17 protein-coding genes are annotated in these 16,863 nt (G+C 62.7%); 11 read left to right on the forward strand and 6 right to left on the reverse strand.

The features are described 5' to 3' along the window. The first annotated feature begins 284 nt into the window (after window positions 1–284). Complete coding sequence (locus tag ACFY9W_RS19340) at window positions 285–1,331, forward strand: alpha/beta hydrolase family protein (RefSeq protein ID WP_391133202.1); 1,047 nt, start codon at window positions 285–287, stop codon at window positions 1,329–1,331. Here ACFY9W_RS19340 and ACFY9W_RS19345 read toward each other — a convergent pair. Beyond that, window positions 1,293–2,486, reverse strand: coding sequence for an MFS transporter (locus tag ACFY9W_RS19345; protein ID WP_391133205.1), 1,194 nt, complete (start codon window positions 2,484–2,486; stop codon window positions 1,293–1,295). The genes ACFY9W_RS19340 and ACFY9W_RS19345 overlap by 39 nt on opposite strands. A gap of 356 nt (window positions 2,487–2,842) precedes the next feature. Between ACFY9W_RS19345 and ACFY9W_RS19350 the strand changes: the two genes are divergently transcribed. The 10 genes from ACFY9W_RS19350 to ACFY9W_RS19395 all read left to right on the forward strand — a co-directional run bounded on the left by ACFY9W_RS19350 (window position 2,843) and on the right by ACFY9W_RS19395 (window position 10,834). Continuing rightward, on the forward strand, window positions 2,843–3,676 hold the full coding sequence (locus tag ACFY9W_RS19350; protein ID WP_391133208.1) for an urease accessory protein UreD: 834 nt from the start codon (window positions 2,843–2,845) through the stop codon (window positions 3,674–3,676). Window positions 3,677–3,685: 9 nt separating this feature from the next. Next, window positions 3,686–3,988: an urease subunit gamma gene (locus tag ACFY9W_RS19355; RefSeq protein ID WP_003253929.1), complete on the forward strand. Its 303-nt coding sequence runs from the start codon at window positions 3,686–3,688 to the stop codon at window positions 3,986–3,988. Between the two features lie 19 nt (window positions 3,989–4,007). Continuing rightward, window positions 4,008–4,325, forward strand: coding sequence for an urease subunit beta (locus ACFY9W_RS19360; protein WP_391133213.1), 318 nt, complete (start codon window positions 4,008–4,010; stop codon window positions 4,323–4,325). Beyond that, window positions 4,322–6,025: an urease subunit alpha gene (gene ureC / locus ACFY9W_RS19365; RefSeq protein WP_391133216.1), complete on the forward strand. Its 1,704-nt coding sequence runs from the start codon at window positions 4,322–4,324 to the stop codon at window positions 6,023–6,025. The genes ACFY9W_RS19360 and ureC overlap by 4 nt, the downstream gene beginning before the upstream one ends. Window positions 6,026–6,035: 10 nt before the next feature. Next, window positions 6,036–6,527 carry an urease accessory protein UreE gene (gene ureE / locus ACFY9W_RS19370; RefSeq protein ID WP_391133219.1) on the forward strand — a complete coding sequence of 164 codons (492 nt, stop codon included), beginning with the start codon at window positions 6,036–6,038 and terminating at the stop codon, window positions 6,525–6,527. Window positions 6,528–6,545: 18 nt separating this feature from the next. Then, window positions 6,546–7,091: a HupE/UreJ family protein gene (locus tag ACFY9W_RS19375; RefSeq protein ID WP_391133222.1), complete on the forward strand. Its 546-nt coding sequence runs from the start codon at window positions 6,546–6,548 to the stop codon at window positions 7,089–7,091. Beyond that, window positions 7,091–7,765 carry an urease accessory UreF family protein gene (locus tag ACFY9W_RS19380; protein ID WP_391133225.1) on the forward strand — a complete coding sequence of 225 codons (675 nt, stop codon included), beginning with the start codon at window positions 7,091–7,093 and terminating at the stop codon, window positions 7,763–7,765. The genes ACFY9W_RS19375 and ACFY9W_RS19380 overlap by 1 nt, the downstream gene beginning before the upstream one ends. An 11-nt stretch (window positions 7,766–7,776) precedes the next feature. Continuing rightward, window positions 7,777–8,400: an urease accessory protein UreG gene (ureG, locus tag ACFY9W_RS19385; protein ID WP_010953755.1), complete on the forward strand. Its 624-nt coding sequence runs from the start codon at window positions 7,777–7,779 to the stop codon at window positions 8,398–8,400. Between the two features lie 220 nt (window positions 8,401–8,620). Beyond that, window positions 8,621–9,481 carry a hypothetical protein gene (locus tag ACFY9W_RS19390; RefSeq protein WP_391133229.1) on the forward strand — a complete coding sequence of 287 codons (861 nt, stop codon included), beginning with the start codon at window positions 8,621–8,623 and terminating at the stop codon, window positions 9,479–9,481. Window positions 9,482–9,496: 15 nt separating this feature from the next. Further along, window positions 9,497–10,834 (forward strand): endonuclease/exonuclease/phosphatase family protein, encoded by a 1,338-nt coding sequence (locus tag ACFY9W_RS19395; RefSeq protein WP_391133232.1) that lies wholly within the window; start codon window positions 9,497–9,499, stop codon window positions 10,832–10,834. A 14-nt stretch (window positions 10,835–10,848) separates the two neighbouring features. Here the strand turns inward: ACFY9W_RS19395 and ACFY9W_RS19400 are convergent, their stop codons facing one another. The 5 genes from ACFY9W_RS19400 to ACFY9W_RS19420 form a co-directional block, all read right to left on the reverse strand. Beyond that, window positions 10,849–11,577 carry a DUF899 family protein gene (locus ACFY9W_RS19400; RefSeq protein WP_391133235.1) on the reverse strand — a complete coding sequence of 243 codons (729 nt, stop codon included), beginning with the start codon at window positions 11,575–11,577 and terminating at the stop codon, window positions 10,849–10,851. Window positions 11,578–11,672: 95 nt separating this feature from the next. After that, on the reverse strand, window positions 11,673–13,874 hold the full coding sequence (locus ACFY9W_RS19405) for a sulfatase-like hydrolase/transferase (protein ID WP_391133237.1): 2,202 nt from the start codon (window positions 13,872–13,874) through the stop codon (window positions 11,673–11,675). A gap of 136 nt (window positions 13,875–14,010) precedes the next feature. Then, a complete protein-coding gene (locus ACFY9W_RS19410; RefSeq protein WP_391133240.1) occupies window positions 14,011–15,288 on the reverse strand; it encodes a hypothetical protein in 1,278 nt (425 codons plus the stop codon). A 46-nt stretch (window positions 15,289–15,334) separates the two neighbouring features. Beyond that, complete coding sequence (locus tag ACFY9W_RS19415) at window positions 15,335–16,087, reverse strand: hypothetical protein (protein ID WP_391133243.1); 753 nt, start codon at window positions 16,085–16,087, stop codon at window positions 15,335–15,337. 45 nt (window positions 16,088–16,132) lie between these two features. Further along, window positions 16,133–16,813 (reverse strand): cysteine peptidase family C39 domain-containing protein, encoded by a 681-nt coding sequence (locus ACFY9W_RS19420; protein WP_391133246.1) that lies wholly within the window; start codon window positions 16,811–16,813, stop codon window positions 16,133–16,135. Window positions 16,814–16,863: the final 50 nt, after the last annotated feature.

Raw genomic sequence — 16,863 nt, forward strand, 5'->3', positions numbered from 1 at the left:
GCAAGGCGAAAACAGGCGAGGAACGGCCGGGGTCGCGCCCGACTTTGCTGGTTGCAAATGAGCATTCCGAGCCTGTTTTCAACGCAGCATGATCGTCGCGCAGGCACTTTTCGTACAAAGCCTAACGTGGACCTGCATCTATGCCACGGGTTCGACACCATGCGCAAATGCATAGCGCGCACGCGCACCCTGCATGACGAGGGTTTCATCCAGTTTTCATCCGGTGTGTGCCACGCCGGTTCTATGCTGGGCCATCACTTCGCCCTGCAAGGAACCGCCGGCCGATGACCATTCCACGCTGCGTGTTGGCGCTGGCCCTGCTCGGCGGCCTGCTGGCCCATGCCGAGGCTGCGCCTTGGGTCGCCGGCATGCACCACATGACATTGACCGACCCGGTCGATAGCCGGCCAATGCAAGCGCTGGCGTTTTACCCCGCTACCGGCAAAACCCGCAGCAGCCGCATAGACGGCTACCCCATCGAGGTGGCGGAAGAGGCACCCGTTGCCATGGGGGAGTTCCCGTTGCTGGTGCTGTCCCATGGCAATACCGGCAGCCCGCTGGCCCTGCATTACCTGGCCACCTCGTTGGCGCGCCAGGGCTTCGTGGTGGTGGCGGTCGTGCACCCCGGGGACAACGCCCGCGACCACAGTCGCCTGGGCACCCTGAGTAACCTTTATGGTCGGCCGCTTCAGGTCAGCGCTGCAATAAGCGCCGCCCGTGACGACGGATTGCTCGGGCCTTACCTGAATGATGGCAAGGTGGGCGTGATCGGCTATTCAGCTGGCGGTGAAACGGCGTTGATCCTGTCTGGTGCGCGCCCCGACCTGGACCGCCTGCGTCAGTATTGCCTGGAGCGCCCAAACGACGCCGATGCCTGCAAAACCCACGGTATTCTGATCGCCGACCGCAGCGAGCTGGCGCCACAGGCAGACCCGCGCGTAGGGGCCGTGATGCTGATGGCTCCGCTGAGCCTGTTGTTTGGCCGCCATGCCTTGGCCGGTGTGCAGGTGCCTGCGCTGATCTACAGCGGTGACAGCGATCAGCTGGTGGCCGTGGACCGCAACGCCGAGGCGCTGGCCCACAAGCTGCCGGTCACACCGGATTACCGCCTGTTGGCCGGCGCTGGCCATTTTGTGTTCATGGCCCACTGCGACACCGAGCAATACGCGCGCATGCCGGCGTTGTGCAAAGATGCCGAGGGTGTGGATCGCCGCCATATCCATCATTCGCTGGAACGGGAAACGGCGGCGTTTTTCAGCCAGGCACTGGGCCCGGCGCAACTGGGCGAGCGATCAGCCGAGGCGGGCGCGACGCGACAGCAACAGCGTTAGGCTTACCCCGGCCAGGGCGAGCAGGGCTGCCACGCAGAAGATCGACGCATAGCCCAGGTGCACGGCCACTGCCCCCATCACCGGCCCGGCGATGGCGAGGGCCATGTCGAAGAACACTGCATAGGCGCCCAACCCCGCGCCACGGCTGCTGCTGGGTACCTGCTTGATGGCCTCGACGCCCAGCGCTGGATAAACCAGCGAAAGCCCGAAACCCGTAAGGCCGGCGCCCACCAGCGCCCAGGCCGGCGAAGGCGCCAGCCACAGCAGGCTCAGGCCGAGCACCTCGGTGCCCATGCAGGCGACTGCAACGTTGTAGCCACCAAAGCGGTTGACCGCGTTGACGAACAGCAGCCGCGAAATGATGAAGCACACACCAAATGCACTCAGGCACCAGGCGGCGCCGGCCCAGCCGCGCTCCAGGTAGTACAGGGTGACGAAGGTGGTCAGGGTGCCATAGCCGATCGAGGCCAGGGTGAGGCCCAGGCCGCATGGGGCGACACGACCAAAAGCGGACCAGAATGGCAGGCGCTCGCCGCGCGCCACTACCACGTCAGGCCGTTTGCGCAACACCAGCAGGGCAACAACCGCCAGTACCAGCAACGCCGGCCCGAGCACGCTGAAGTCCAGCCCGTCCACGGCCAGCACGCCCAATGGGGCGCCAATCGCGATGGCACCATAGGAGGCGATACCGTTCCACGAGATCACCCTGGCGGTGTGCTCGGGGCCGACCTGGCTGATGCCCCAACTCAAGGTGGCCACGCCGATCAGCCCCTGGGCGATGCCCAGCAGCAACCGGCCAGTAAGCAACAGCGCCAGGCTGAGCAGCGGCAGCGTCAGGGACCAGGCGGACAGCAAGGTCAATACACCGCAACCGGCAATCCCAAGCAGGCCGAAGCGGATGGCCTGTTTGCCGCCGAGGGTATCTGCGACGCGCCCGGCGAACGGGCGGCTAAGCAGGGTGGCCAGGTATTGCAGGCCAATGGTCACGCCGGCGATCACCGCGCCGAAGCCCAACTGGTCGTGCACATAGCCTGGCAGCACCGCAATCGGCAGGCCGATGCAGAGGAAGGCAATGAAGGTATAGAAAACGATCGACAGAATCTGCAGGGTGATGTGCAGGGTATTGCTGGTGGGGGCGGGTTGTTGCGCGGTCATGGGCTCTTTCGCGGGTGGGCGGTTGGGCGTGGTTCCATGATGGCTGTTACATCAGGGAAATGAAAGCAGGCTAACGAATTATTCGTCGGGCAGTGCTTGTAGTCCCGTAATCATGAAAACAGCAGGGCACCGAAACAGGGCCTGGGCGCGCCCCCGCTTTGTGCGCCAGCCGGCGGTATGCCCGATGCCAGAGCGGCTGCGCTAAAAGTTTCATCTGCCTTCACCTGCGGAGTTGGCCCGCAACCTGCTATATCCAGCCTGCGAATTTGATCGAGTGGTCAGGCCGTGAGCGCAAGCAGCGCCCTGCGCCGGACCCTCTAAACGGCCGATAGGCCACGGATTTCAGGGGCCGCAGGATGTCGCTCGCGGAGCAGATCGAACTACAACAAGACGATGCAGGCTGGAGCGCCCACCTGCAGTTGCGCTTTGTCAGGCGTGACGATGTGACCCGCCTTGGTGCGTGGCGGCATTTCGGACCTCTTTTGGTGCAGCGGCCTTTCTATCCTGAAGGTGCACCGTGCCACGTTTACGTGCTGCACCCGCCGGGCGGCGTTGTCGCCGGCGACCGTCTGGAGCTGGATATCCAGCTGGAACCCGGCAGCCACGCACTGCTGACCATGCCCGGTGCCAGCAAGTTCTACCGCAGCATCGGCCCGACCGCACGGTTGACCCAGCGCTTTCGGCTGGGCGCTGGCAGCACCCTGGAATGGCTGCCGCAAGACAGCATCTTCTTTTCGGGCGCCCGCGCCAGCCTCGACAGCCGTTTTACCCTGGAACCCGGGGCGCGCCTGTTGGCCTGGGAGACCCTGTGCATGGGGCGCCCGGTGATGAACGAGCGTTTCGAGCAGGGCGCGCTGGACAGCCGTTTGCACATCGAACTGCCCGACGAAGTCGGCCTGCATGAACGCCTGCGCATAGAAGGCGGGCGCCTGGACAAGCTCGGCGGCCACCCGTTGCTCGCTACGTTCTGCGCGGCACCGGCCGACCAGGCGGTACTGGAACAGGTTCGCCCATTGCTCGATGAACTGGCCAACCCGGCTGGCGCGACCCTGCTGGGGTCGCTGCTGGTCATCCGTGTACTCGACCATGACAACCAACACTTGCAACGCACCCTGCAACACCTGTGGCACGTGCTGCGTCCGGCCGTCCTCGGCCTGCCTGCGTGCCCTCCACGAATTTGGGCCACTTGAGAGAGCGCCATGGAGCTGACCCCGAGAGAGAAAGACAAACTGCTGCTGTTCACCGCCGCCTTGCTGGCAGAACGGCGCCTGGCGCGTGGCCTGAAGCTCAATTACCCGGAAGCCGTGGCGCTGATCAGTGCCGCTGTGCTGGAAGGCGCCCGCGATGGTCGCACCGTGGCCGAACTGATGAGCCTGGGCCGCGAAGTGCTGACCCGCGAGCAGGTGATGCCCGGCATTGCCGAAATGCTCCACGACGTGCAGGTCGAAGCGACCTTCCCGGATGGCACCAAGCTGGTGACCGTGCATGACCCCATCGTCTGAACCCGCCCAGGAACCCCACATGATCCCAGGTGAAATCCAGGTCGCCGCTGGCGACATCGAACTGAACACTGGCCGTGAAACGGTCAGCGTCAGCGTGGCCAACCACGGCGACCGGCCGGTACAGGTCGGCTCGCACTACCACTTCTACGAAGTCAACGACGCGCTGGTGTTCGACCGCGCGCCTACCTTGGGCTTTCGCCTGGATATTCCGGCTGGCACCGCGGTGCGTTTCGAGCCGGGCCAGGCACGTACCGTGCAATTGGTGGCCTACGCCGGCAAGCGTGAGGTGTATGGCTTCCAGGGCAAGGTGATGGGCGCGCTGGAGGGCAGGGTATGAGCCGTATTTCTCGCCGGGCCTATGCCGACATGTTTGGTCCCACGGTGGGCGACCGCGTGCGGCTGGCCGACACGGCGCTGTGGGTAGAGGTGGAGAAAGACTTCACGATCTATGGCGAAGAGGTGAAGTTCGGCGGCGGCAAGGTGATCCGCGACGGCATGGGGCAAGGCCAGATGCTGGCCGCCGAGGCCATGGACCTGGTGCTGACCAACGCCTTGATCATCGACCACTGGGGTATCGTCAAGGCCGACATCGGCATCAAGCACGGGCGTATTGCGGTGATCGGCAAGGCCGGCAACCCCGATGTGCAACCCGGCGTCAATGTACCGGTGGGCCCGGGCACCGAAGTGATCGCGGCCGAAGGCAAGATCGTTACCGCGGGTGGCGTCGATTCGCATATCCACTTCATTTGCCCGCAGCAGGTAGACGAAGCGCTGAACAGCGGTGTCACCACCTTCATCGGCGGTGGCACCGGGCCGGCCACCGGCACCAATGCCACCACCTGCACCCCCGGGCCCTGGTACCTGGCGCGCATGCTGCAGGCCGCCGACAGCCTGCCGATCAACATTGGTTTGCTGGGCAAGGGTAATGCCTCGCGGCCAGAAGCGTTGCGTGAGCAGATCGCGGCCGGTGCGGTGGGCCTCAAGCTGCATGAGGATTGGGGTTCGACACCGGCAGCCATCGACTGCTGCCTGGGCGTGGCCGAGGAAATGGACATCCAGGTGGCTATCCACACCGACACCCTCAATGAGTCCGGGTGCATTGAAGACACCTTGGCGGCCATCGGTGACCGCACCATCCATACCTTCCACACCGAAGGCGCCGGTGGTGGTCATGCGCCAGACATCATCCGCGCGGCGGGGCAGGCCAACGTGCTGCCGTCTTCGACCAACCCGACCCTGCCGTACACGGTCAACACCGTGGACGAGCACCTGGACATGCTCATGGTCTGCCACCATCTGGACCCGAGCATCGCCGAAGACGTGGCCTTTGCCGAGTCGCGCATCCGTCGCGAAACCATCGCGGCAGAGGACATCCTGCATGACATGGGTGCCTTTGCCATGACGTCCTCCGACTCACAGGCCATGGGCCGCGTGGGTGAAGTGGTGCTGCGCACCTGGCAGGTCGCCCACCAGATGAAACTGCGACGCGGGCCTTTGCCACCTGACACGCAGTACAGCGACAACTTCCGGGTCAAGCGCTACATCGCCAAGTACACCATCAACCCGGCGCTGACGCATGGCATCGGCCACGAAGTCGGCTCGGTGGAGGCGGGCAAGCTGGCGGACCTGGTGCTGTGGTCGCCGGCGTTCTTCGCGGTCAAACCGGCGCTGGTGATCAAGGGCGGAATGATCGTCACCGCGCCGATGGGCGATATCAACGGCTCCATCCCCACGCCGCAGCCGGTGCATTACCGGCCGATGTTCGGTGCCCTCGGCGCGGCGCGGCATGCCACACGCATGACCTTTCTGCCCCAGGCGGCCATGGACCGTGGCCTGGCCGAAGGCCTGAACCTGCGCAGCCTGATTGGCGTGGTCAACGGCTGCCGCCGCGTGCGCAAGCCGGACATGGTCCACAACACCTTGCAACCGCTGATCGAGGTAGATGCGCAGACCTACCAGGTACGCGCAGATGGCGAACTGTTGGTCTGCGAGCCGGCCAGCGAATTGCCGCTGGCCCAGCGTTACTTCCTGTTTTGAAGGAGCACCAATGATTGTCCTGACCCGCCGTATCACCGAGCCTGGCACGCTCACTGAAACCGGCACTGTCACCCTGGATGTGGACAGCCGCATCAAGAGCCGCTTGCGCGTCACCCTGGACGATGGCCGCGAAGCTGGCTTGATGCTTGAGCGCGGCCACCTGCTGCGCGGGGGAGAACTGCTTGCCGATGCCGAGGGCAACCAGCTGATTCGGGTGCTGGCAGCGCCCGAAACAGTCTCCACGGTGCGTTGCGCCGATCCGCACCTGTTGGCACGCGCGGCCTATCACCTGGGTAACCGCCATGTACCCCTGCAGATCGAGCCTGGCCTGCTGCGTTTTCAGCATGACCATGTGCTGGACGACATGCTGCGTGGCCTGGGCCTGACGGTAGAAACCGAGCAGGCACCGTTTGAACCCGAAGCGGGTGCGTACCAGAGTGCGCCGCATGGCCATAGCCATGGCCATGATCACCCGTTCGTACGCCTGCCTGCCCATTCCTGAACTGCCTTGGAGCACCCCATGAAAAAGACGCTTGCCCTGTTTCTGCTGATGCTGGCCGTACCCGCTTTCGCCCACCCGGGTCATGACAGCAACCCACTGCATGACGGCCTGCTGCACCCGCTGACCGGCCTGGACCACCTGTTGATGCTGCTCGGTACCGGGGTGCTCGCGGCCTTGACCCGGCGCAACCTGACGCTGCCTCTGGCCACCTTGTCGGCAATGTTTGGCGGGGCGGTGTGTGGCCACCTGTTCGGTGACGTGCTGGGCATGGAGACCCTGATCGCCCTGTCGGTGCTGGTGGCTGCCGGGGCCGTGTTGCTGCCGAGCCGGCAGTTGCTGCTGGCCATGGCCATGCCCGTGTTTGCCCTGTTCCATGGCTGGGCCCACGGCGTGGAGGCCACGCCTAGCGCGTTCTGGCAGTTCAGCGCCGGCTTTGTCACGGTCAGCGGCCTGCTGCTGGCGGCAGGTTTTGCGGTCGGCTGCCTGTTGCGCCGTCACAGCGGCCTGCAAAAGGCCTTTGGCGGTGGCCTGCTGGCCGGCGCCGCGCTGGTGCTGGCCGGTTGATGAGCAGCGACCTGGCGTTACTGCGCCTGCTGCAGCTGGCCAGCCCCGGCTTGCCGGTGGGTGGTTTCACTTACTCGCAAGGCCTGGAGTGGGCGGTGGAGGCTGGCTGGGTGAAGGGTGTGGACGGCTTCGCTGCCTGGCAGCGCGAGCAGGTCGACGACACCCTGGCTTGCCTCGACTGGCCGGTGTTGGCGCGCCTGTATCACGCGTGTCAGGCCGAGGATGCCGAGGCGTTTGCCCAGTGGAGCCGCTTCTTGCTGGCCAACCGCGAAACCGCCGAGCTACGTCTGGAAGAACAGCAGCGCGGCGCGGCGTTTGCGCGGTTGCTCGACGGCTGGCAACTGGGCCAGTCGCCGGCCTGGCGCGCCAGCCTTGAATTGACCCAATTGGGCGGCATGGCCTGGTTGGCTGCGCACTGGGCCATCCCGCTGCGCCAGCTGGCCCTGGGCCATGGTTTTGCCTGGCTGGAGGGCGCGGTCATGGCTGGGGTCAAGCTGGTGCCGTTCGGCCAGCAGGCCGCCCAGACCTTGCTGCGCGACCTGGGCGCAGGTTTGCCTGCCGCCCTCGATCAGGCACTGGCACTGGGCGATGACCAGCTTGGTGGCGGCCTGCCGTTGCTGGCCATTGCCTCATCGCGTCACGAAACCCAATACACCCGTTTGTTCCGTTCCTGAGGACTGCCTTCATGCAAAGCTATCAACAACCCCTGCGCGTCGGCGTCGGCGGCCCGGTCGGCTCCGGCAAGACTGCACTGCTGGAAGCGCTGTGCAAGGCCATGCGCGATCACTACCAGATTGCCGTGGTCACCAACGACATTTACACCAAGGAAGACCAGCGCATCCTCACCGAGGCTGGCGCACTTGAGCCGGAGCGTATCGTCGGTGTAGAAACCGGTGGCTGTCCGCACACGGCCATTCGTGAAGATGCTTCGATGAACCTGGCTGCCGTTGAGGCGCTGGCACGCAAGTTTGGCAACCTGGAGGTCATCTTCGTCGAAAGCGGCGGTGACAACCTGAGCGCTACGTTCAGCCCGGAGCTGGCCGACCTGACCATCTACGTGATCGACGTGGCCGAGGGCGAGAAGATCCCGCGCAAGGGCGGCCCGGGCATTACCAAGTCGGACTTTCTGGTAATCAACAAAACCGACCTGGCGCCTTATGTGGGGGCTTCGCTGGAAGTGATGGAGCGCGATACCCAGCGCATGCGCCCGCAGCGTCCCTGGACTTTCAGTAACCTGAAGAAGGGCGAAGGGTTGCAGGCGGTGATCGACTTCATTGTCGAGCGCGGCATGCTGGGTGTGCGTGGCTGAAGGAATATCAGGATTGCGCAGGCCCTGGTGGGAACCGCTTCCGCCTTACGCTACTGCTGATTGGCGAACTTCTCGCCGACTGTTCACGCAGAGGTTGGTAGGGCGGAAAGCGGACATCACTGGACAGTCTGTTTCCCACATTCGCAAACGCTGATGGGCGACAGAAATCAGGCCTGCGATCCGATCAGATGACGGTTCCCTTTCAGGAAACCTCACTGCCATGCACTTGAACTACTCGCAAAACCTCCACGGCATCCTGAGCAGGTCGACCCTGCTCGACGAGACCTCCAGCCAGGACTGCAGAATGGTTCTGCACAACGATGTCTTGTACTGCGTCTATCTCAACGGCGACGAGATCAGGATGCTCAGCAGGCGCCCGTCCTCCACCTGGGCTTCGGTCACAGCGATTGCCGGAAAGACCAGCGTCAGCCTGCCCGGTCTGGTGTCCTTCAAGGATGACTTGGTCATGGTCTACGCAGATGCCACGAACATGACTGTTGTGTGCCGTTACAACGAAGCCTCCAGAACCTTTATCACCATGGCGCACATACAAGCACAGCTGTCGCAGACACCGGCGTTCGCGGCGCTCAATGGTATCTTGCACATGTTTTATAAAGTGCAAAATAGTTCCAATATCATGTATGCCACGACATCCGATCTTATTAACTGGAGCCAGATGCCCGTCGTCAAGAACAACGGCAATCAATCCGTCTTGACCTACATGAGCCCGGTTGCCGCAACGTACCAGAACCTGATTCATCTGATCTATCAGGACAAGACAGATAAACGTAACTACATGCTCAAATGCGATGGGGAAAACTGGACAAGCAGCATCAGCCTTATAGACAAGCGATATCCCCATTCTCCCGGCCTTTGCGTACATAACGGACTGCTCAAACTGCTGTTCACTGGCGATGGCAGCAAGCTGGATCAGTACTGCTATGACGGGAACGCGGTGAGCCCGCTGGTGAGCAGCATCAAACTCGATTGCGGCGAAGGAAGCCCTGCATTGGCCGTCCAGCAAGGTGCGCTGGTCGCGGTCTATGCAGGTGCGCATGTCAACCCTGATACTCAATCCTGATCGGGAGCCCAGCCCATGTCGGTTGATAGAGCCATTTACGACTACACGCGCGCCCACCTGCCGCCGTCCACAGACTCAGTCCATTTTGAAATTCAGTTCGAAATCATCGTGACGGATATCGTGGCGCTGCTGCGTCATGCGCCCGATAACGCGCGGCACACTGCGGTCTGGCTTGTCTATTTCGTGTCGACTCACTACATGCACCGCTCGAACGAGGCTTCTCAGCAGCAATACGCACAGATTCTAGAGTCAGTCTTTCGTCGCCTATATAACGACCGTCGCTTCATCGATCACATCAATGCAGTGCATCCTCGGCACAGTTATCCGGTGCTGTTATGTTTTTATCACCTGCACCACGCCTTGATCATGAACGGCTTGCGGGCACCGAGTGGCCCTCTGATCCTCGACCACGGGGACGCTCTCAGAATGCTGCAGTTCGTCGTCGGTGCGGCGCACGGCCCTTGGCACTCCCGCATCTGCCTGCGAGGCGGCATCAGGGACTATTACCACGCCTCTGTTCGCGATGACGGTCAGGACGCGCTGATCGAACTGGGCAGGCTCCCTCTGACTGGCAGGCATCCTGTGAGTGTCGCGACCTGGAACATGCAAGGTTCTTCGGAAACGGCCGAGACGAAATGGCGAAGTTTCGTGCTGCAACTGGCGCGCAGCAATGCGGTGGTAGCCCTGCAGGAAGCAGGCGTAATGCCGTCTTCTTCGTTGCTCGCCGCCCAAACCTGGGTTCCAGACCAGTTCGGTACGACTTTGCGGGTCGATCACTACTTGTGGAACGCCGGAACCGTGTCGCGTCCGGAGCAATACCATATCTTCTATCTGGACGTTCAACGCTTGCGGGTCAATTTGGCACTGGTCGTTTCCGAAGCCAGCGGGCTGGATATCGTACAAGCGGTGGTGATTTCCGATGGCTTGCCAGATGATCAGAATGCTCCGGTATATCGTCCTGCACTAGGTTTGCAGCTACGCCGCCATACGACATCGCAAGAAAACATGACGGTATACTGTTTTCACGCCATTTCCTCAGGTGGGCCCAACGCCCCGCGCATGCTGCGCGAAATAAGTTGGCACACACCCTCGCGCTTTATCGTGTTGGGCGACTTCAACCGTGATCCACGCAACGTTTCGGCCCAGACGCCCAGCGGCCAAGGCAACTGGATCTCACCACCCGACATCGCCCAGCTGGCTTTGCCAGCCGCCGAAACCCATCCCAGCACCGCGCCGCAAACCATGCTGGACTACGCAATCGTCGATGGCACCCCAGCCGAGCCTGGACAGGTCAGTGCCGCAGGCCCGTCGGATCATCGGGCGGTGAGTTTTCAGGTCAGTTTTCCGGATTGAAGCTGGTTTGGCATTCAGTTATGGCAGCAATGAGGCTTGCCGGGCTGCTGTTCATAGCGGTCATGGTGCCGCACCCAGTCCATGGTCCCGCCTTCGTTGCGCCCCAATGGCGCAATGTCCAGGAAGTTGTAGGTATTGACCAGAATGTCCAGCCCGCGGGCATAGGTCGAATAGGTGTGGTAAACGCTGCCGTCCGCGTCGCGATAGAACGCACTCAAGCCCGGCAGCTCGGTTTCACTGCCATCATACGGCTCATAGTTGTACTGCCGCTGGCCTTCGCTGCCGAGACTGACGCCAAAGTCTTCGTTGAAACCGCTGCCGTGTGACGAGTACCAGGGGAACTGCCAGCCCATGCGCCGACGGAACGCCTGGAACTCGGCATACGGCGCCCGCGATACCGCAACAAGTGACACATCGTGGTGAGCCAGGTGCAGGTTGGCACCGTCAAAATGGTCGGCCAGGAACGAGCAACCGGGGCAGCCTTCGCTCCAGCCTTCGGCAAACATGAAGTGGTAGACCAACAGCTGGCTACGGTCCGCGAACAGCTCGGCCAGGCTCAGCTCGCCGTCCGGCCCGTGGAAGCTGTAGTCCTGCTCGACCTTGACCCAAGGCAGTGCACGACGTGCTGCGGACAGCGCATCGCGGTGGTGGGTGAAGGCTTTTTCGTGCAGCCACAGTTGCCGGCGGGCCGCCAGCCACTGGCTACGGGAAACCACCGGGTGCCTGCTTTCGCTTGTGCTCATGGTGCTGTCTCCACGCTAGGGGATTCACACAGTAGTCGAGCACGTTCAGGGCGAATCGACAGGCACCGGTGGCCGGGCGATGAGTGGTAGGCCGCTCAGCCCGAATGGGCGATATGCCCCTCGCTCAGTTCATCTGCGGCCTCTTCCTCGCCGGGCAGCGCGGTGATCACGCTGAAGTCACTGACTTCCACCTTGCCGCCGCCGTAGCCCAGCAAATGGAAGGAGAACGCTTTGCGCTCGGTCGGGTTGTCGAAGCTGAATTCCATTTCCAGTGGCTCATCGGCGGTGACCTTCACTTCAGCAGGCAGGCCCAGCGGCACGTCCTGCTCCAGCTGCTTGGCCTTGAGCTGGATATAGGCGACGCGTTTGGGGTCCAGCGAGCGTACCTTTACCCGCACGCGAGTATGCGAACCTTCCGGCATTTCCAGGTACTGGGCGCCGATCAGGTTGTCGGCCCAGTCATCATGAATGCGCTTGCGCAGCTTGATCGGCGAAGGGCCGCCGAACTGGTAACGCAGGTTGAGCGGGGTTTGCAGCAGGGACTGGTCGAGCACCCCGGCCAGTGCACCGATCTGCTGGCCTAGCAGGCTGTCGCCGGGGCCCAGGTAGCGGGCCTGGTCGGCAATGAAACCCTCACTGGCATAACGCCGACAGCGCTGCTGGAAATCGCACTCGGTGAACACGCCCTGGCCGTTGTGGTAGCGCAGCATGCCGTTGGTGTAGGAGATCATCTCGCGGCCAGTGTCGTAGTCGCGGTACAGCGAGCGGCCACCCAGCGCCATCGGGATGGGCAGCGCAAAGTAGTCGAGCACCGAGGTGGCCAGATCGATATGGCCGTAAGTACCGCGTTTGATGTGCGGCAGTTGCGCCTGCTCTGGCGCCAGGGTGAGGTTGAAGCCCCAGGACGACGCCAGGCGCACGCCGTCGATGCCGTGGGACTCGTCAGAAGTCACCACTACCAGGGTGTCCTTGAGCACGCCCTGGCGCTCGAGGTTGTCGAGGAATGCCCCCAACGCATCGTCCAGGTAGGCGACCGCCGCCTGTTTTGGCGTGTCATAGCGCTCCAGGTACTCGGCCGGTGCCGAGTACGGCTGGTGGGTACCCACGGTGAGCAGGGTCAGCATCCAGGGTTTGTCCTGCTTTTGCAGCTGGCCGACGTAGTCCAGGGCACCTTCGAAGAAGGCGCGGTCATCCTTGCCCCATGGGAAGTCCAGGTAGTTCTTGTTGCGGAACCACTCCAGGCCATGCACCGAGTCGAAGCCGATATGCGGCATGATGCGGTCCTTGGCCATGAAGCGCAGGCCGGCACCTTGCAGGTAGTGGGTGGTAAAGCCGGCCTGGCGCAGCTGCGCCGGCAGGCAGGCCTGGTTGCGTTCGTTCTGGGTCAGCAGCTCCACACCCTTGGGCGTGCCATTGGCCAGCTTGTCGTAGTCACCACACAACATGGCGTACAGGCCGCGAATGGTCTGGTGGGTGTGCAGCACGTAGTCGGGGGTGTTCATGCCGCGCTCGGCCCACTGGCTGACCTTGGGCATGAGGTCTTCGTCAAAGCGGCTGTGCAGGGCCTGGCGGTTGGGCCGCAGGTAGGCCCCGGGGATGCCTTCTACGGTGATGACCAGCAGGTTGCGGGCGCTACCGGGCCCGGCCAGCAAGCGCTGGCCATGCAAGTCGGACTGGGTGAGGCCGCTGCTGGCCAGCGGTGTGAACGGTTGCGTGCGGCCCATCCAGCCTTCGACCTTGCGCTCCAGGCTGCCAACCCCGGCCGACATCAACTGGTGGCTGAGGTTGTATTGCCGCCACTGGTCAGCGTCGCTGGGTACCAGTTGCTGGCTGCCCCAATGGGCAGCGAACAGCAGCACGGGAATGGCCCAGGCCTTGCGCGGCAGCGGTGTGCTGCGTTGCGCCCGGCTGCGCCAGGCGGTGGCCAGCCAGGTCAGCAGGCCAACGCCAAGGGTCAAGGGCAGCCAGGCATGGGCCAGGCCACCGCCAGTCGAATTCTCCATGAATTGCGGGTCGACGAGGTACGTGAGGTCGGCGCTGGTGGGCAACCGGCCCACCGCGCTCACAAGTTCAGCCGAAGCCACCCACAGGGCTGCCCAGGCCAGCAGCACGGGCAGGGCCAGCCACCATGGCCGGCGGTGCAGCAGCAAGACCAGCAGGCTGCCGAGGGCGAGGTCGGACAGGTAACCGAGCGGGTTGGACCAACCCAGCATGGCGCGCGTACCCAGTGGGATCACCAGCACCAGGGCTGCCAACGCGGCAAGCCGGGTACGTGGGTGGTCTGACAGGTTCTTCACAAAAACTTCCCTTTTGCCATTAAATCGTCATGCATATGTGCTGGATGATAACAGGCCGGGGAAGGGAAAGCGGTTCGCTACAAGGCTGGTAACCAAAAGCCTGGCCCGCTTGCGCGGGCCAGGCAGAGGGCAAGTATCAGAAGTAGTAGGGGAATTTCAGGCTGAAGGAAAAGTCCGGTGCATCATCGGTCAGACCAATGGACAGGTTGGGTACGATGGTGAGGTTGTTGGTGGCGGCGAAGGTCAGGCCGACGTTGAAGTTGGCCGCGTTGTAGTCACTGTTGGAGATGGATTGCCAGTCGCCGCCGTCAGGTTTGATCTTGCTTTTGCGGGCGAACTGGTCCGACACCGAGAACGACATACTCATCTTTTCGTTCAGGGCAAAGGCGATACCGCCGCCAATCTGCCAGGAGTCGCCGAGTTTCACGTCACCTGGCACCTTGCTGTTGACCTGCGGGCTGATATCGCTGAACGAATCCTGCATGTTGTAGGTATACGACAGGCTGCCGAACAGCACGGCCGGGTCGAAGGTCTTGACCAGAGAGATGCCGGGGGTGATCGACCACACGCCGTTGCCGGTTGGCAGGCTGTCCGGTACAGACAGGTTGCTGTTGCCGTCGACCTCGCGCAGCTTGATGCCATACGGGTCCTTGCCGGTCGGTGCCTTGACCCGCAGGGTGGCGACAGCGTCCGGCCAGGTTTCGTCCTCGTCGAGGAACTTGTAAGCCACGCCCACGTTGATGTCGCCGATTTCCGGGTCACGGGTTACGCTGGCGTCCGAGGTGCTGGCGCCGGCGCCGCCTGCACCGCCGGAGGAGTAGGTGGACTCGCGGTACACCACGGGAACGTTGATGTCGAACTGCCAGCGCTGCGCCAGGTTATAGCGCGCAGTCATGTCCAGGGTCCAGTTGTCGGCCTTGATGCGGTCGAGGTTGATGCTGCCGAGGAAGATCGAGTCCAGCGCCAGGAAGCCATTGAGCGTGAGCGCCCGGGTATCGTAATGGGTATAGGTAACACCTGTTTCGAAGCTGAACTTGCCGCCGCCAAAGAACCCGCTGGCCTCGTCATACAGGTTGGATACGCTTTGCGCGGGTTCGGAATCGGCCGTAAGCGCCTGGCCGTAGGAGCTGCCTGTAGTGCCTGGCGCGCCAGACGCAACGGTCTGCGCCCCCTTGACCCCCTCGGCGGGGGACTTGACCAGGCGTTTGGGTGGCGCCGCTGCCGGGGCCTCCTCGACCTGTCGCACGCGTTGCTCAAGCACCATCAGCGCTTGTTGCTGCGCCTCGTAACGGCGTTTGAGTTCAATCAGTTCCTGTTTCAGTGCTTCGACCTGCGGGTCGGCGGCTGCGTAGAGTGCGGTGGGGGCCAAGGTAGTCAAACACACAAAAGCTCTGAGCGATAAAGATCGGTACATGGAGTTGCCGTCCCTTCCAACTACTTTTGATGAGACAGAGCGTAGATCAGTATCCGAAGGTGCGAAGACCTTTGAGCTGGTCAAGGCTGCCATTGAGCGACGCAGCGGTCGGTACGTTCTCGCGCATCACGACGTTCAGCGAGGTAACGTTGTTGACCCTGTTGCCGTTGCCGAGCAATGTCGAGTTCTGCATCAGGCCGCCCTGGGCCAGGCGTTGCACGCTGCTGCCCTGGTTATTGCTGGCATTGATGTTCAGCTGCACACCTACGCCGCTCGAAGACACGCTGAGCGCGCCGGCGCCGTTTTCGCCGACCAGGGTCTGGCCGGCGGCGAGCACCTGGCCTTGCTGTTGCACGGCGGGGGCCTGGTTGGCCTTGGTCACGTTGATATCGACGTTGTTGTAGGCGGTGTTGTTGTCACCGGCAGCACGCACTACCTGGGTGACGCCCTCGGTAGTGGTAAGGCCGTTGCCGCCGGTCACCACCCCGGTGCCCGCAGCAGAAGCGTTGCTCGACGCTGCACCTGTGCCTTTTTCATCAATCATCGAGACATAGAACTGGGGCTTGATGGTCGATTGCTGGACCTGCAACGTGGATGTCGCCCCGATCACGTCCCCTTTGGCATTTTGCCAGGTGCTGGACATGACGATGCCGAAACTCACGATCCGCCCCGGCATCACGTAGCGGCCACGCAGGTTGGCCAACTCCTGGTCCTTCAGTTCGATGGGTTTCAATGGCTCGGCGTGGCTGGGCAGGCTGGCAGCCAGGCAAGCCATGGCCAGCCACAATGAAGTCTTCATGAAATGCTCCCTGGAGCATCATGCTCCTTGTCATTAGAACAGTCGTTAGAAGAAGTCGCTTTTGATGAAGCCGAAATCCAGCAGCTCGGCGTCCTTCACTGGGGTGAAGTTGTCCACCCGGCCCTTGGCGGTCAGCGGCAGGGGTGGGTCGAGCAGGATGTTGTTCTTGTCGTAACCTTGGCCGATCACGGCGAAGATGATGCCGTTCCAGCCTTTGAGGAAGTCGTCGACTTTGTAGCGCCGATGGCCCAGTACAGGGTCACCGACATACACCCAGCCTTTGTCGACCTTCTGCATGACCACGAAGTGCTTGTAGCCGCGTACATCCATCAGCACCACGACCGGGATGCGTACGCTGTGAAGGGTGTCGGGCGCTACCCGGTAACCGCGGGCGCGCATCCCCAGGCTTTCGACGTAGCGTTTCATGTCGAGCATCGAGAAGCCTTGCGTGCGCACCAGGTCCTGGTCGGCGTGGGCCAGCATGCCTTCGATGATCTGATGTTCGTCCACATCCAGCCAGTAGGCCTGGCGCAGGATGGTTGCCAGTGCGGCGGCGCCGCAGCTGAAGTCGGTTTTCTGTTGCACCAGGTCGGCGAACTTGCGTTCACGCACGCTCTGGATGGGCTTGAATACCACGGCACCGCCCGGCAGGACGGACAGCGGCATTTGTGCAGCTTCGCTCACGCTGGCCAGGCACAGCAAAAACGCCAAGGCGATAATGCGCATGATCGGATGCCTTCCGGTGGGTGTTGAAGAAAGGCCCCCCGAAGGGGGCC

The sequence above is a fragment of the Pseudomonas sp. NPDC008258 genome (assembly GCF_042956345.1).
Taxonomy (GTDB): Bacteria; Pseudomonadota; Gammaproteobacteria; order Pseudomonadales; family Pseudomonadaceae; genus Aquipseudomonas.

Coding starts and splice junctions, on each gene's coding strand:
- ureE (WP_391133219.1), top strand. CDS start 6,036: ATGATTGTCCTGACCCGCCGTATCACCGAGCCTGGCACGCTCACTGAA.
- ACFY9W_RS19375 (WP_391133222.1), top strand. CDS start 6,546: ATGAAAAAGACGCTTGCCCTGTTTCTGCTGATGCTGGCCGTACCCGCT.
- ACFY9W_RS19355 (WP_003253929.1), top strand. CDS start 3,686: ATGGAGCTGACCCCGAGAGAGAAAGACAAACTGCTGCTGTTCACCGCC.
- ACFY9W_RS19360 (WP_391133213.1), top strand. CDS start 4,008: ATGATCCCAGGTGAAATCCAGGTCGCCGCTGGCGACATCGAACTGAAC.
- ACFY9W_RS19340 (WP_391133202.1), top strand. CDS start 285: ATGACCATTCCACGCTGCGTGTTGGCGCTGGCCCTGCTCGGCGGCCTG.
- ureC (WP_391133216.1), top strand. CDS start 4,322: ATGAGCCGTATTTCTCGCCGGGCCTATGCCGACATGTTTGGTCCCACG.
- ACFY9W_RS19380 (WP_391133225.1), top strand. CDS start 7,091: ATGAGCAGCGACCTGGCGTTACTGCGCCTGCTGCAGCTGGCCAGCCCC.
- ACFY9W_RS19400 (WP_391133235.1), bottom strand. CDS start 11,577: ATGAGCACAAGCGAAAGCAGGCACCCGGTGGTTTCCCGTAGCCAGTGG.
- ureG (WP_010953755.1), top strand. CDS start 7,777: ATGCAAAGCTATCAACAACCCCTGCGCGTCGGCGTCGGCGGCCCGGTC.
- ACFY9W_RS19395 (WP_391133232.1), top strand. CDS start 9,497: ATGTCGGTTGATAGAGCCATTTACGACTACACGCGCGCCCACCTGCCG.
- ACFY9W_RS19345 (WP_391133205.1), bottom strand. CDS start 2,486: ATGACCGCGCAACAACCCGCCCCCACCAGCAATACCCTGCACATCACC.
- ACFY9W_RS19420 (WP_391133246.1), bottom strand. CDS start 16,813: ATGCGCATTATCGCCTTGGCGTTTTTGCTGTGCCTGGCCAGCGTGAGC.
- ACFY9W_RS19415 (WP_391133243.1), bottom strand. CDS start 16,087: ATGAAGACTTCATTGTGGCTGGCCATGGCTTGCCTGGCTGCCAGCCTG.
- ACFY9W_RS19390 (WP_391133229.1), top strand. CDS start 8,621: ATGCACTTGAACTACTCGCAAAACCTCCACGGCATCCTGAGCAGGTCG.
- ACFY9W_RS19410 (WP_391133240.1), bottom strand. CDS start 15,288: ATGTACCGATCTTTATCGCTCAGAGCTTTTGTGTGTTTGACTACCTTG.
- ACFY9W_RS19350 (WP_391133208.1), top strand. CDS start 2,843: ATGTCGCTCGCGGAGCAGATCGAACTACAACAAGACGATGCAGGCTGG.